Below are 15903 nucleotides of genomic sequence, written 5' to 3' on the forward strand. Positions count from 1 at the left end.
AAATTAAAACACCTGGTTGTTACGGTAACTACGGTTATGATTAGTAATGTCAAAACTCATCGTTTTCTGGCGTAATTCCGCTGGAACTACAAATTGTTTTTGACGACCTGCAGGTGCCAAAAAGGATGCTTCACACAGTTGCTGCTTTGACTTTTTAGCCTCTGCTCCTTTGCATGCGTTTAGCTCTACGATAACTAACGTATTTCCTGAGTTCTTAACTGTCAAAACGCCTGTTTTTTTATTGTAGTCAAGATTGTACTTAACATCAGATATCTGAGCGGGCAAGATATAGTATGCCTTGAAACCTATTTGCATTGACATCTGATTCACTTTTTTTGAATCGGTTATGTGTGGTTGAGGTAAAAAAGACACTGTATAAATCTCATCACGTTCACGTTTCCGGTTCTCATCAATCATATTGACTGCTACCTTTTTGCTCTCTTTGCTGTCAAGAATAAACAAGTCAGGATTGACAGTAATCTGCCATGATTTCAGGTTGTCTCGAGAATAGATATTTTCAACAGGCTTATCGTTAACATAGTTGACTTGAGATATTTCAGTTTTGACGTATACAGGTATCTCTGTGTCATTCACAATATTATAAAAATCACCTTGTTTATCCTGACCACTAATCAGGATCATGTTATCGATACCAAGGGCAATAGTCTGATGGCTGAAAAATGAAGTTAACAGTACTGCAAAAATATGCTTTTTCATTATACCTTCTTTTTAAAACATTAAGCTGCCGATATTTAATTCATGGCAACATTAGTTATAGAATTCCCAGTAGCGACAGGTTGTTTCATTGCACCGTATTTGTTAATTAATTGTCTTTGCTGTGGCGTCAATTTTTCATTAAGCGTTCCATATACTGCATATGCCTCGGATTGCATCTGTGTAATTCTGACGGACATGCCTGCCTTCTCAAGCTGGTCACTCAACCGTAATGCATTTTCATAACTACGGAATACGCCAAATCTCCATGATTCCATGAGCTTTACAGCAGAATAGTTTGGCTGTTTTCTTTTGTCTTTTAGCAAACTGGATAAAACGCCAAAAGACGAAGACACTTCATCTGGTATGTTCTTATCCTTGGATCTGCTGTTGGATAAGTGAGCAACTGCCGGTCTCTTCAGACTAGGAGAATCTTTTGCCAGCAGCCGTTGGCCACTACCTGAATGCAGTGTTTCACATTTCACGCCATAAAGACGTGTTAAAGGCTGAGTCAGATTAACATTACTTTCCTGCAAACAAAGCATGTCTGAAGAGACAAGACGGAAAAAATCTTTCCCCTTGAGAAAAACTTTAAACAACCCATCTTCCAGCTTATCAACTTTTAGACAGGAGCCTCCCTGACATTCGATTTTGTCAGCAGGAAAGCCGCGATTATCATATATTTCTGCAATAATTTGATACTCAGGCTGATAATCTGTCTTGATATATAACGTGCTACCCGGAAGGCTAAACCCCTGAGCCTGGTCACTTTCTGTGTTGTGTACACCGAATGCTGAAGACTGAAGCCTGGCATTCCATTGCTTATACTTTTCCAGTGGAATGACTTTATCGCCACCCTGAGCAAAATAATCCTGATTACTTAAAATTTTATCATCTTTTTTTAAGGTAAGTTGTGCATGAGGCCGAACGTTTGATTTGCTCCCTTGCTCTTTCATAATTAATCTCTCCCTTACCTCTTCTGGCGTACTGTCATTGACGATCAAATAACTTTCTGCCGCACTGTTGCTCAACCAAAAACCATGGCGATTAAGAATCTGGCTGCCGGATAAAGTGGCAAACATGGAGTTCTGGCCTCCACTCTGAGGTTGCATCGTGGCATTTCCATTGAAATTAAATGATTTTTGACGCGTACTTAATGACGTACCTACTTTTCGTTGTTGATTTTTTCCACCAAAACTCTCACCCACTGACAGAGAACCGTTGCTACGCTCACCATTAAGAAAATTGTATTGCAAAGTGGCATCAGTCACTGACTGACTTCCTTTATTCCAGCGTGGAGAAATTTGAACACTGGTATCTCGACCTAAGGGCATAGAAAAATTAATACCAATATGAATATTATCTGTTTTACTTCCACGACCGTCTGGCGTGGTGTTTTTATAAATATTAGATGAAATATTCACACCCAGATTAGAGTTATATACGAATGGCATATTATAACCCGCATTATACCCAATGCTGTTACTGTAACTTCCTGATTCACTATTATTACGCTGATAGAACAGACTCAGATGGCTATTACCCGGTCCAAATCCTGCATGGCTTGATATCATGATCTGTTCATAGCTACTATTTCCCAGCAGTGTTTCAGAAAGCACTCGGGGTGTATTGGCTTTCTGTGTATCAGCAGACAACCGTGATCCTTTGTTGTCAACATGTTGTCCGGCTTCATAACGACTCCAGTTCAGATTAAAATTTTTCCAATTTACTGATGCTGTATTGTAGTAACGCCCATCGCTAAATACGGATGAAACCCCGCTGACAGTCAGTGATGGCGTCACTAACCACTTTCCACCTACTTTTAAAAGCTGCTGACCAGCGGCGTAGGTAATACCCATGCCAATTTGTAGTGGATTCCAGAGGCGCCAGACAACATCCCCTTCAGCCATTTCCATTTCTGGCCCATTTGCATTATCAGAGCTTGTGCGAGCCACCCCCAGACTAAAATCAGTACTTCCGGTGTTGAGCTGAAAATCTGGCGTATTGATGATACGTTCAAATTGCTCACTCAAAACGTTATCACCAGATTTAACTTTTACAGTTACGCTGTAATTCCCGACAGGCAATTTTTCATAATTAATAAATTGCTGCCCAGCCTCCATTGGTTCGCTATAAATAAGCGTATTTTCCCGCCATATCTCGACTGCTCCAGCCTGCGGCACATAAAAGTATAAACGCTGGTAGCTTTCTCTTCCGCGGCGAGCCAGATTGCGTGAGGACGAAAGATACACACCTTCTTTATGTAACGAAGCGATAGACAATAAACTTGTACTGTTTAACGTATTAAAATTTTGACTACGCCCCGCCAGTAAACGTAAAGGGCCAGACTCTAAGTCATACAAAAATTCTGGTACAGAAACATCCTGCTTACCACTGTTTGATGTAACGTATAACTCATTACGGATATGACCGAAAGGCAATCCTAAAATTGTACGATTATTAAGATTATAATTCCATTGCTCACCAAAATAGCTACTGTACAGTGAGGGAGAATTTATCAGTGACAAACGGTCATTGTAGTTACTGACATATTCAACTTCCCCCGTTTCCTGTACATAAGCTTGTTCAGAAAGTATCAGCCGCACTTTGTCTGCGTTGTTATCGATAACCACGGCAAACATTTCTCCTTCGGGTAAAGTCACCTGACAGGTTTCTTTGCTACCATTGCACGAATAGCTATCCATACCTCTTACAAAAGAATCATTAACGTCATCAGCAATTTTTTTACTGATGTTATTATTGACAAGAAAATCATAAATTTCTTGCTGACTGGTTTCAGATACAATGCTAACTTGATAGTCACTCATCATAGCATTGACAGGTAAAGATTCACCATTGATCAGAACAATGCTGACGTTCTTTTCTTTTGATATAAAGAGCTGGCGAAACTCTTCAGGTGCAGAATTATGTAATGCCAGTACGCGTGAAGAACTGTTACCCTGTGCTTTAGCATCTAGGGAAAGGCACATCAATAAAAAAATGATTCCAAGCCTTTTTTTCTTGTCAGCTTTTTTCATTGATGCCTCATTAAACTCGGTCTCACACGTTAAGATATGCTCCCACTAAATAAATGACATCGTTATTGTGAGAGCATATGAATAATTAAGTCACATCAGCTGTAAATACAACGGTAGATGTGACCATAAAATTATCACCTTCAGTAAATGTTCCGTCAGGTAGTTCACCCGTGCCTGAAATACTAATATCAGCATAGTCAGTAGTGGTACCTATAACATCAACTGCATCAATAGCAGCACTGGAACCCACTTTCAAAACTTCGCTACCTATAGACAATTTTAATTTTGGCGTCGCTGAGGAACCTGCAACAGCATTTAAGCCCGTAAATCTTTCAGAAGACGCCAGATAGGCCTTGATTTTTGATCCTGCGGTTAGTTTTGAACTGGTCTTTATACCAAAACTGACAGGCGCTAATGTAAATACTTTTCCATCGTCAGTTCCATTATCACTAATGGAGACTGTACCGATAGTAGGCACAAAAGGCTGTGAAGGATCAAGCGGACTTACAAATGACAGACCACCACTGGCCGTAGGTTTCGTCGGAACCGTACCCTGCCATTGCAAGGTCATATTATTAGTAGTGGTTATCGCTTGTGATGCAGTAGAAAATACACCAATGCATACTGCTAAGGATAGCAGTGTATTAATTTTTTTTGACACGCTCACTCCATTTTTAATTACAATATAAAAACCAGATTTTAATATATAGAAAAATAAACCATACTTTCATACGACCATTCATCTATCCCAGAAATAGTTGCTTATAAATCTTATCAAGATATCAAATCCAACATACTCAAATATTAAAAATCATTCAGCAGGGATGACGCCGTTCACTTTCTCCCTTTCCAGAAAATGGATGATTACTCTGTTCCTATGAAGCCCTGCTGTAATAAGGCTGCAAATCGTAAACCATTTTACTCACATGCTGCATATGTTTTATTTTTACGGAGAGATAACATTGAGAGACGCTATGTTTATCGCAAACAACCGTACGCGAGAGCCCTCCAACAAAGTATTCACTTAACGCTTTTATTACTTTATCACTTCTAATGCCAGAAACTTCAATAAGCGACATAAAATGCTGTTCAGAAACCTTTCCAGAATACAAGTGATATTTATCATACAAAAAGCACTCTTTCATTACATACCTGTATTAATGAATATCTATATTTGTGAATGCTAATGTTAAGATGAGAGCGAACCACTTATGTTTTAACTAATTTGAATCAAACACTAATCCTTTCAATTCGCCCATGTATGTTAATTTTCTGTATGCAGCAAAAAATCACCTGTTACATTCTGAAGTTACCGGGATATAGAGTTCGCAATTCACATTCTCTTCAGAAAACAGATCTGATTTATAACGAATAAATGTTTTTCCTCCAAACCATTGGAGCTTATTGTCTGTCAAAGTTTTAATATGAGTCAATCGTGAAAAAACAGAATAATCATACCAGGATCCTGAATAGGTAATTTTTGCATATTTGCCTGGTAGCATTACTTCTATTCTTTCATTGGAGCTTGCTTCCGGGTCATTAAGGATGACTTCGACTCCTACTCTTCCCAGACGACCAGACATTACAGATAAACTATCCGAAATACTTATCGAAACCCATAAATCCTGCATTGACTGAGCACTTTGAAATTGCCTTTTTATCAATCTGATAAAATCACTTTCATCATAGTTGATATAATCCTCAATAAATGAAGCAGTTCCTTTTATAACCACCTCCTGCGTTACATCAATCATATCAAACTGATGCTCACTCAAATCAAACAGTAAAGGTGGTTGTAATAAGCTAAAATCCCAATTTGATGCCTCCCTGTACTCACTAGGCGTTTGAAAGAAAAAACGCCGAAATGCCCTTGAAAAATTCTGAGCACTAAAGTAGTGAAATTGAGTAGCAATTTCAGTGATCGATAAATTTGTTAGTCGCAACAACACTGCACACCTTGTCATTCTGCGCTTGTGAATATAGGCGCCTAAACTCACTTTATATTTTTCAAAAAATATATTCTCGATGGTCCTCCTACTGTAACCAGTTGATTCTACTAACTCTTCTACCCCAACTTTATTGTAAAGCTGATTTTCTATCCAGAATAATATGTGCCGACTTATCGTGTTTTTCATCTCATCTCGTCCTGTAATTAAGATACCGGTAACAGCAACACCCTGCGTTTCATTTTCCGCAATTCTTCTGCAATTTTATGTAAATTATAAAAATTACTACTTTTTTTGTTATTCCTGCTTTTCCACACTTGGAATGTAGTTTGGAGCATTGACCAAACAGTTTTCTATATAAAAAACCCAATCTTATTATCGCATTACGATAGTTGGTTTACGCAAAACCGACGGGGAATCTTCACTCTTTAATTTGATTTAAGAGACTTTCATACCCAACCAACTTTATGCTGATGAGTCCCCTTATGGCAGTCATAGTCCTTCAACATCGTGAGAACATCACTATCAAAAAGCTTTTCCGACTTCAGAGCTTCAGAGCTTCAGAGCTTCAGTAGCCTTTTAAGGCCGAAGTCGAGAATACTGCCAATCCTTCACTATTTACACATGGTGCAAGACATTTGGCGACGTGGAAGTTCCTGAGGTACAACCACTCAAGCCCGCTTAAGAGGAGAACGCCCACCTCAAAAATCTGCTTGCTGCAGTCATGCATGATAAAGAGATGCCTCTGGGGTGAAAGTTCTGGCGATAGACATGAGTGGAAAAACGTGGAAGGTATATGCGAATTAGCGGATCTGTGGCAATGTCGTGCCTGCAACCTGTCAAGCCTGTTCCTTTCAACCCGCAGTTATTCAGCTCAGTATCCGATTGCTGCCACCTGAACATGTCTCGTTCTTTTGTTAGCGCCAGTGATATAAGACGGTAATTCACCGTTTTGATCGTCCGCTCCACCCAACACGTTGTTTCCTTGAGGTTCTCATACCGGAAAGGACATCAACGTGCTGAGCAGAGAGGACTTTTACATGATAAAGCAAATGCGCCAGCAGGGTGCGTACATTGTCGATATTGCGGCCCAGATTAGTTGCTCCGAACGGACTGTCAGACGCTACATCAAATACCCTGAACCGCCAGCCAGAAAGACCCGCCATAAAATGGTTAAGCTGAAACCTTTTATGAATTACATCGACATGCGTCTGGCAGAAAATGACTGGAACACCGAGCTTATGCAATCCGCTGACCATGATGTATCGCATCAGGCTATGGCAGTGAAAACAGTAGACATTGAACCGCACCGAGTTTCTTGGAGACTAAACTCTCACTGAAAGGAGACCCAAAATGAAATCACAATCCGCCAAACGTTATCCCCCTGAACTGCGCGAGCGCGCTGTCAGAATGTTGTTGGAACACCGTAATGAGTATGGCTCTGAACTGGGTGCCATTCGTGCTATCTCGTCAAAAATCGGATGCCATTACGACACTCTACGAGCCTGGTTACGTCAGTATAAAAATGATGTTCGTGATGGTGTTAACCCCGTCAGCACTGATGATGGCGGACTGAGCACCAATGGACGCGGAGGTGCTAGCGTCGACAGGCAGCACAGGCGACTCTTACGATAATGCCCTGGCCGAGAGTCACAATGGTCTTTACAAAGCGGAGGTTATACACCGTAAGAGCTGGAAAAACCACGCAGAAGTGGAGCTTGCGACACTGGCATGGGTGGACTGGTTCAACAATCGACGGTTACTTGAACGGCTAGGACACATACCGCCGGCAGAAGCCGAAAAAGCGTATTATGCTTCTATCAGGAATAAGGATCTGGCAGCCTGAGCTTCCGGACTAAAAACTCTCCAAAAAATCGGGGCAGTTCAGTCACTACAAAATAAAAAAGTTAGAGTAAAAGTTACCGCTGAAGCCGGTGGGAGTTACATGCAATGAAAATGATGAATAAAAAATTACTGACAATAATCATTGGGGCATCGTTATTACCAACAATGGCAAATGCAGATATTGATGGAACACCGCTCACCACGAAAATAAAAACATCAAGCAGAGTTGAGGCCACTACAGAGTTATATAGTGTAGGTCATCGCTCTGTAATAGACATTAAATCTTGGCATAAAACAGTTGACGGTAAACAATCTGACATCACATCAACATCTATACTCACCTCAAGAATGTTAATTGGTCCAAAAAATGGACAAGAAATATTTGTCTACGATAATAACTATGGTGCTAATGAACAATTATTATATGAGTGCAATATTTATACAGAATACTACCATCACTATTACCTATAATGTATTAAAAATCACAACCTGAGCAACGAATGAAATCACTTTTTAATAAATATACATGTCGTTAACAGTGTCTTTGTCACTATAGAACATGGAATTTTATCTTTATATTTAGACGACGCGAATATTTACTCAATTAATCAAAGCGAATATTTATTCATACCTAAGAACACAAGGATTAATATTGTCTCAACATCTCAATATCAAAATGTTAGAGTTATTGATATTCCTATTGCTATAATGTCAGAATTATATCCAACGCTAAATAAAACAAAACCAATAAAAAAAGGAGGTAATATATACAAACTAAGCAATAGCATAGAACATAGAATTATTTATCGTTCGCCATGCAACGAACTAATAAAAAAAATATTTAGTGAGTTTAATGAAAGCAAATCACCCGTGCATAATGATCATCAAATGAAAAAAACGATGATCTTCATACTGCTCAATAATCTCGTTAACATGTCAGGGTTTATAGATCTGTTAGCAAAATGTATAAAACCCACATTACATGAAAGAGTATATGATCTAGTGACACGGGAGTTAAATAAAAAATGGACTATAAAAAAAATAACTTCAGCTCTAGAAATAAACGAGTCCTCACTAAAAAGACAGCTTGTTATTGAAGGGACGTCTACAAAAAAAATTGTCAATGAGGCTAGATTCAATATGGCGATCAGATTAATAAGAGGAGGAAAGCATAAAATAAAAGATATTGTGTTGATGTGCGGCATAAAAGATAAAAACACCATACAGTTTTTATCGGATGTTTTCTTTAACAACTGATGTAAAAACGCGCTACTATATATAAAAGAGAATAACTCCACTATTAATGGAGTTATTAATCAATTCGATAAAGTGAGATCTATAGCACGATCAGCATAAATAAATCACCCATACCGACCCGTAATATAATCCTCAGTTCTTTTCTGCCTTGGCGAGGTAAATAAGGTGTCGGTATCTGCATATTCCACCACTTCTCCCTGATGGATAAATGCGGTGTAATCGGATACTCGTGCGGCCTGCTGCATGTTGTGCGTCACCAGTACCACGCTGTAATTTTGTTTTAACCCAACAATCAGTTCTTCAATCGTTAGGGTTGAGATGGGATCTAGCGCCGACGTTGGCTCATCCAAGAGCAATACTTCCGGTTCAATGGCGATAGCGCGGGCAATAACCAGTCGTTGCTGCTGACCGCTGGAAAGCTTAAAAGCGTTTTCTCTCAAACGACCTTTCACCTCATGCCATAATGCGGCCTGTCGCAGCGCTCGTTCAACGGTCTCATCTAAGACGCGGCGATCGCGCACACCGTTTAGCCGTAGGCCATAAACTACGTTTTCATAGATGGATTTCGGAAACGGATTTGGCCGCTGAAACACCATGCCTACACGACGACGCAGCGCAGCCACATCAACATCATTGCCGCTCACGCGGCTACCGTTGACGCTTACCTCACCTTCCACGCGACACTGTTCCACTAAATCGTTCATACGATTAAAGCAGCGCAGCAACGTTGATTTTCCGCAGCCAGAAGGCCCAATCAATGCGGTTACCCTATTCTTAGGGACGCGTAAATTCACGTCAAACAGCACCTGTTTGGCACCATAAAACAGATTCAGGTCTTGAGCGGCCAACGCCGTTTGCTCTGCTGGCAATGCTTGGACATCCAATAGGGGCAATGTTTCCGGTGCGGTTAAACCCACGGGATTGACTCCTCACAATAAATACCTATCCCTGCGGAATTCGAAGAATAGATAGACAACAAACCGTTAAAGCGACAACGCACGATACTTCTCACGTAAATAATGACGAATCGACATCGCGGCTAAATTCAACCCGACCACCAGTGTCACTAACAAAAATGCAGTAGCAAACACCAGCGGACGAGCAGCCTCAACATTCGGACTTTGCAGTGCGCCGTCATAAACTTGGAATCCTAGATGCATAAATTTCCGATCCAGGTGCAAATAAGGGAATACGCTATCAATTGGCAATTCAGGCGCTGACTTCACCACCCCAACCAGCATCAGCGGGGCGGTTTCACCGGCAGCTCGCGCAATGGCGAGGATCAGCCCTGTTAGCATCGCAGGCACAGCCAAAGGTAAAACAACACGGCGCAGCGTTTCTGCTTTCGTGGCCCCCAATGCCAAAGATCCTTGTCGTAACGAGGCGGGAATTCGCGCCAACCCTTCTTCAGTAGAAACTATCACCACCGGCAGCGTTAACAGTGCCAGCGTGAGTGACGCCCACAGCAGCCCCGGCGTGCCAAACGTTGGATTCGGCAGCGATTCACTAAAGAGCAGCTGATCTATCGAGCCACCCAGTACATATACAAAGAAACCCAAGCCAAAAATACCGTACACAATGGAGGGCACCCCCGCCAAATTCACGACCGCGATACGAATCAAGCGAGTAAACCAATTCTTACGCGCATATTCATGCAGATAAACGGCGGCAATCACGCCCAAAGGCATCACAATCACGGACATGAGTATCACCATCAGCATAGTGCCGAAAATTGCAGGGAAAACGCCGCCTTCGGTGTTGGATTCTCGCGGACTATCCACCAGAAATTTTTTAACCTGCTTCACCCAGTGGCGAGCTTTGTCGCCCGTACTCATCGCATTCGGCTGCCAAGCATCGTGAATTTCATAAATCGGAATTTCTCTCTGCACGCCGTTCATATCACGTAATAGAACGCTATCGCTTTTTTGCTCTCTACCCAGCGCATCTATACGAGCAATCAGCTGTTGGTGTTTACGCTCCAACTCCTGACGCTCGGCTTTTACCTGTGCTTGTAAACGCGCATCCCATTTCCCCTTCATTTCGGCCTGTCGCTGTGTCAAACGCAGGCTCTCAAACTGGGCGCTGATGGCAGAAAGCTGATGTTGGCGCAAATGAGTTATTTTCTGGCTGAGCTCTTTAGTTCTGGCAATTCGCCTCTCAAGATCGCGTACTATTTCGCGGCCGACCAAAGGTTGACCATTCTCCAGTAGCCCAACCAAATAACCATAAGCATTGCCGTTATGCTCGCGCTCCAGAACCAGTAGATCTTTAGGCTTACGTGTATGACTGATATCCGCAGCCATCACCACTAAAAAATCCTGATTTTCCCACTCACGGTTGCCGGTTTTAATGAGAAAGCGTGAAAGCTGGGCGGGGGCGTTCGGCGCTAATTTCACGCCGGCATCCAACAGCTGCTGACGCGGAACCTGAGTGATGCCGTAGCGCTCCCCGATAATATGCTGCCCGCTTTTCAGCTCAAACTCATAGACGGAATGCGGCCAGAAATAACGCATTCCCTGCCCCGCTAGCAAAGCGATCAACCCAATCAGCGCTAAGAGGCTGATAGTCACGGCGCCAGCGCTGAGCCAAATCCACGGGCGTCCACTGCGTATCCAAGGCGTTTTTGCCACGTTTTGAACTGGACTCTGAGTACTCATAGTCCTTCCCGATCAGCGCTGTAGCGCAAACGTAGTTTCAAACGCACGGCCTCTGCCAACGTGTTAACAACAAAGGTAAACAGGAACAAGACCAGCGCCGTTAGGAACAGCACGCGGTAATGCGCGCTTCCCACTACGGCCTCTGGCATTTCAATCGCAATATTTGCCGCCAATGCTCGCAGACCTTGGAACGGCGTATTATCCAATAGCGGTGTGTTACCCGTCGCCATCAGCACAATCATGGTTTCCCCTACTGCCCGCCCCAGACCAATCATCAAAGCGGAAAATATCCCAGCACTGGCGCTAGGTAACAACACTCTCATCAAGGTTTGCCACTGGGTCGCACCCAACGCCAAAGAGCCCTGAGCCAAGCTGGATGGCACGCTAAACAGCGCGTCTTCTGCCAGAGAGAAAATAACCGGCACTAATGCAAATCCAAGTGCAATCGCGACTACCAACGTATTACGCTGATCGTAACCGTCGCCCAAACGTTCATGCAGCGGCATACCCCATAATAAAATCTCTACATGAGGTGCCAACATGAACCATAGCACCAGCAGTACCGTCAGCAACGGTAACAACACGCAGACGTCAAACCGATAACCTGCCCGCTGAGCCAGCGCAGGGAAAAGGCGCGTCCAGAGCGCGGCTCCACCAACAATCACCAAAGGGATTAGCACCGGAAGCGCCAACAAAGCTAAAAGATGGTTCTCAATGATGGGAGCCAGCCAAATCGCGGCGACTAAACCAATCACCACCGTAGGAAACGCACCTATCATCTCTATCGCTGGTTTTACTATGCTTCTCTGACGCGCAGACATAAAACAGGCGGTATAAATCGCTCCAGCTACCGCCAACGGCGTTGCAAATAAAAGCGCATAAAAAGCGGCCTTCAGTGTGCCAAAGACGACAGGCCATAGGCTGTACTTGGCCTGATAATTATCGCTACCTGACGTGGTTTGCCACACAGAGTCCGGCTGTGGATAGTTCTCAAACCAAGTCGGTTTAAGCAGCGTTCGCCAACTGATTTCAGGATAATCGTTACTCAGTGGATACCAAAACGCGCCCTTCATCGTCTCTACCAGCAGCCCTTTTCCCTGCGGATCGAACCATGCGGTTTTGACTCCTGATTCGATCGACGTCTGCAATACCGCGTTTTCGCGTAGAGAAGAATAGAGATCCAGTTTTCCACTCGGTGCCAACGCCGCAAATACTCGCCGGTACGGTTCATTAATCAACATGCTATCGGCCAAGGCTGGTTGATAATGTCTAATTTCAGTCAGTTCGCGTTGGCCGTTACGCTGAACATCAAACCATTGGCTAATTTGGCCTTCAGCATTTTGTAGCAACAGGGAGCTGGCTCCCGGCAGCAATGCCATGCGGACGATATTTTTCTGTGCAGTTTTTTGTGGATCGAAAATAATATTCTGGCCTTTGCCTACCGCCGCCTGGCTTAGCGGGAAAACGGTAAGTTGATTCGGACTGAGCACAAACAGGCGACTCCCCTCTGGAGACAGTAACACCTGACTCACGGGGGCATTCACTTCAATCTGACGCACCTGCCATCCCGTCTGGGCTAGCTGACCTAACAATACTCGGCCATCTTGCGTCAACGCCGCTACCATTGGCTGATTTTGTTGTGTCCCTAGGCTAACCTGACGCAGTGGCTGATGCTTATTATCAAACGGTTCCGGTGCTGAACCACGAAGATAGACCCAGTCTGGGGCGAAGTGGCCGGTATCTCCGGTTTTACCCACTGGGTGGAACTGCGGGCTCACTAAGAGCACCTTGCCATCCACGGTGGCTAATACAATAGTGTAAGTATCGCCGTTCATACTGGCGACAGCACTGGGGGCAGACGTTGTAAGCTGCTGTTCCTGCAACGATTGCAACGGCTTATCGGCTGATTGAAGCGCAAGAAACATCCCTTTTCCATTCTCATCAATGCGCCATACCATTTGATGAGTCGCATCAACGCCGACGGCTAGCGCGTTGCCATTTTGCGGCCAAGCCAGCGCTTGAGGTTGACCAATACTGGCGGGTTTAAACAACGGCCAGACAGCAACCAGCAAATAGACAAAAATTAACATCAGCATAGCTAGCACCACCATCCCGCCCGCGCTAACGACGTAGCGAGTCAGGCGATCTCGCCAAGCTCGACGCTTATCACGTATTAATAACGCAGGTGTAGTGTGATCCATGCAAATTCCATTAACAGGGCGAATAAAAGCGACACAGCATAATATGGCATCATTGTTAACGCTACATTACTGTTTGGTCATTGGACTTTAGCGTCAACTTCTCGCCATAATAAAGGCAGACACTGGGTACTCCCACTTTTATCGTCGCTGTCTAGTATTGGAGTCGCAATGGGTCAGGAAAAGCTCTATATCGATAAAGAACTAAGTTGGTTGTCATTTAACGAACGCGTTCTACAGGAAGCCGCAGACAAGAGCAATCCGCTCATTGAGCGCATGCGTTTTCTGGGAATTTACTCCAGCAATCTGGATGAATTCTACAAGGTTCGGTTTGCCGATCTGAAGCGCCGTATTCTTATCAGCGAAGAGCAAGGTTCGACCGGCGCCTCACGCCACTTACTCAAAAAAATTCAGGCCAAAGTGCTCAAAACCGATCAGGAGTTCGATTCGTTATACAACGAACTGCTGCTAGAAATGGCGCGTAATCAGATTTTCTTGATTAACGAGCGCCAACTCTCAGAGAACCAGCAGGTATGGCTGCGCCAATATTTCAAGAATCACCTACGCCAGCACATCACTCCGATTCTGATAAACAATGAAACCGATTTGGTCTCGTTCCTCAAAGATGACTACACCTATCTAGCCGTCGAAATTATTCGTGGTCATCACACCAGCTATGCGCTGCTGGAGATCCCTTCCGACAAGGTTGAGCGCTTCATTATACTGCCGCCGGAAACCCCGCGTCGCCGAAAACCTATGATTCTTGTCGATAATATCCTGCGCTACTGCCTAGATGATATTTTCAAAGGCTTCTTCGATTATGACGCGCTGAATGCCTATTCCATGAAAATGACTCGTGACGCGGAATATGACTTGGTGACGGAAATGGAGTCCAGCTTGATGGAGTTAATGTCGTCAAGCCTAAAGCAACGTCTCACCGCAGAGCCAGTACGCTTTGTTTATCAACGGGATATGCCGGATGAACTGGTTGAACTGCTGCGTCAGAAATTAGGGATATCCTCCTACGACTCGGTGATCGCCGGTGGTCGATACCACAATTTCAAAGACTTTATTAAATTTCCGAATGTCGGCAACGCCCATTTGGTGAATAAGCCGTTGCCACGTTTGCGCCATATCTGGTTCGATAAATTCCGCAACGGATTCGACGCCATCCGCGATCACGATGTGCTGCTTTACTATCCGTATCACACCTTCGAGCACGTACTTGAACTGCTACGTCAGGCCTCGTTTGACCCCAGCGTGCTAGCCATAAAAATCAATATCTATCGCGTCGCCAAAGATTCCCGCATTATCGAATCGATGATCCATGCAGCACACAACGGGAAAAAAGTGACCGTCGTGGTGGAGCTGCAGGCACGCTTCGATGAAGAAGCCAACATCCACTGGGCGAAGCGTTTAACCGAAGCCGGCGTGCATGTCATTTTCTCCGCGCCAGGGTTGAAAATCCACGCCAAGCTGTTCCTGATCTCTCGTAAAGAAGGCGATCACATCGTTCGTTACGCTCATATCGGTACCGGTAACTTCAACGAAAAAACCGCGCGTCTGTACACCGACTATTCCCTACTCACCGCCGATGCGCGTATTACCAACGAAGTGCGTCGGGTGTTCAATTTTATTGAAAATCCGTATCGTCCGGTCAGTTTCGAGCATTTGATGGTATCGCCACAAAACTCGCGTCGTATGCTTTACCAGCTTATCGATCAGGAAATTACTAGTGCACAGGCAGGGCTCAGCGCTGGGATCACGCTGAAAATCAACAATCTAGTTGATAGAGGCTTGGTCGATCGCTTATATACCGCCTCTTCGGCTGGGGTAAAAATTCGCCTTTTGGTACGTGGCATGTGCTCGCTGGTGCCAAATATTCCGGGCGTTAGCGAAAACATTCAGGTTATCAGCATCGTCGATCGATTCTTGGAACACGCGCGCGTCTACGTGTTTGAAAATCATGGCGATCCGCTGGTATATCTCTCATCTGCCGACTGGATGACGCGCAATATCGACTATCGTATTGAAGTTGCCGTATCTCTGCTCGATCCAACGCTGCGCCAGCGCGTATTGGATCTGTTGGAACTGCAGTTCAGCGATACCGTCAAAGCACGTTTTCTTGATAAAGATCTCAGTAACCGCTATGTTCCGCGCGGAAATCGCCGCAAGGTACGCTCTCAGTTGGCTATTTATGATTACCTCAAAGCTCTTGAACAACCCGATAACCAATAACAATTACAGA

The 15903-nt window shown here is 44.0% G+C and carries 12 protein-coding genes and 2 pseudogenes; 6 read left to right on the plus strand and 8 right to left on the minus strand.

Features of this window, described 5'->3' with window-relative positions; translation table 11 throughout:
* Positions 1 to 3: 3 nt before the first annotated feature.
* The 5 genes from K9N75_RS15630 to K9N75_RS15650 all read right to left on the minus strand — a co-directional run bounded on the left by K9N75_RS15630 (position 4) and on the right by K9N75_RS15650 (position 5887).
* Positions 4 to 717 carry a fimbrial biogenesis chaperone gene (locus K9N75_RS15630; RefSeq protein WP_224451847.1) on the minus strand — a complete coding sequence of 238 codons (714 nt, stop codon included), beginning with the start codon at positions 715 to 717 and terminating at the stop codon, positions 4 to 6.
* A 35-nt stretch (positions 718 to 752) separates the two neighbouring features.
* On the minus strand, positions 753 to 3752 hold the full coding sequence (locus K9N75_RS15635; protein WP_224451848.1) for a TcfC E-set like domain-containing protein: 3000 nt from the start codon (positions 3750 to 3752) through the stop codon (positions 753 to 755).
* An 85-nt stretch (positions 3753 to 3837) separates the two neighbouring features.
* A complete protein-coding gene (locus tag K9N75_RS15640; RefSeq protein ID WP_224451849.1) occupies positions 3838 to 4413 on the minus strand; it encodes a hypothetical protein in 576 nt (191 codons plus the stop codon).
* Positions 4414 to 4627: 214 nt separating this feature from the next.
* The gene (locus K9N75_RS15645; RefSeq protein WP_224451850.1) at positions 4628 to 4897 is read right to left on the minus strand and encodes a PapB/FocB family fimbrial expression transcriptional regulator; all 270 of its coding nucleotides are present in this window, start codon (positions 4895 to 4897) and stop codon (positions 4628 to 4630) included.
* 144 nt (positions 4898 to 5041) lie between these two features.
* Positions 5042 to 5887, minus strand: coding sequence for a helix-turn-helix domain-containing protein (locus K9N75_RS15650; RefSeq protein ID WP_224451851.1), 846 nt, complete (start codon positions 5885 to 5887; stop codon positions 5042 to 5044).
* A gap of 827 nt (positions 5888 to 6714) precedes the next feature.
* Between K9N75_RS15650 and K9N75_RS15655 the strand changes: the two are divergent.
* The 5 genes and pseudogenes from K9N75_RS15655 to K9N75_RS15675 form a co-directional block, all read left to right on the plus strand.
* Positions 6715 to 6942: pseudogene (locus K9N75_RS15655) on the plus strand (IS21 family transposase); the annotation flags it as partial.
* Positions 6943 to 7051: 109 nt separating this feature from the next.
* Positions 7052 to 7333 carry a hypothetical protein gene (locus K9N75_RS15660; RefSeq protein WP_224451852.1) on the plus strand — a complete coding sequence of 94 codons (282 nt, stop codon included), beginning with the start codon at positions 7052 to 7054 and terminating at the stop codon, positions 7331 to 7333.
* Positions 7284 to 7544, plus strand: a pseudogene (locus tag K9N75_RS15665) (integrase core domain-containing protein); the annotation flags it as partial. The gene K9N75_RS15660 and the pseudogene K9N75_RS15665, both read left to right, overlap by 50 nt.
* Before the next feature lie 104 nt (positions 7545 to 7648).
* The gene (locus K9N75_RS15670) at positions 7649 to 8014 is read left to right on the plus strand and encodes a hypothetical protein (protein ID WP_224451853.1); all 366 of its coding nucleotides are present in this window, start codon (positions 7649 to 7651) and stop codon (positions 8012 to 8014) included.
* 237 nt (positions 8015 to 8251) lie between these two features.
* Positions 8252 to 8800, plus strand: coding sequence for a hypothetical protein (locus K9N75_RS15675; RefSeq protein ID WP_224451854.1), 549 nt, complete (start codon positions 8252 to 8254; stop codon positions 8798 to 8800).
* 104 nt (positions 8801 to 8904) lie between these two features.
* Here K9N75_RS15675 and pstB read toward each other — a convergent pair whose 3' ends face one another.
* From pstB to K9N75_RS15690, 3 genes are all read right to left on the minus strand, one after another.
* A complete protein-coding gene (gene pstB, locus K9N75_RS15680) occupies positions 8905 to 9717 on the minus strand; it encodes a phosphate ABC transporter ATP-binding protein PstB (protein WP_224451855.1) in 813 nt (270 codons plus the stop codon).
* Between the two features lie 66 nt (positions 9718 to 9783).
* Positions 9784 to 11457, minus strand: a complete 1674-nt coding sequence (pstA, locus tag K9N75_RS15685) for a phosphate ABC transporter permease PstA (RefSeq protein WP_008814157.1) — start codon at positions 11455 to 11457, stop codon at positions 9784 to 9786.
* A complete protein-coding gene (locus tag K9N75_RS15690) occupies positions 11454 to 13658 on the minus strand; it encodes an ABC transporter permease subunit (protein ID WP_224451856.1) in 2205 nt (734 codons plus the stop codon). Before K9N75_RS15690 ends, pstA begins: the two co-directional genes overlap by 4 nt.
* A gap of 168 nt (positions 13659 to 13826) precedes the next feature.
* Here K9N75_RS15690 and ppk1 point away from each other — a divergent pair, with 168 nt between their 5' ends.
* Positions 13827 to 15893, plus strand: coding sequence for a polyphosphate kinase 1 (gene ppk1 / locus K9N75_RS15695; RefSeq protein WP_004091971.1), 2067 nt, complete (start codon positions 13827 to 13829; stop codon positions 15891 to 15893).
* The last annotated feature ends 10 nt before the right edge of the window (positions 15894 to 15903 follow it).

Source organism: Hafnia paralvei (assembly GCF_020150375.1).
GTDB lineage: Bacteria > Pseudomonadota > Gammaproteobacteria > Enterobacterales > Enterobacteriaceae > Hafnia > Hafnia paralvei.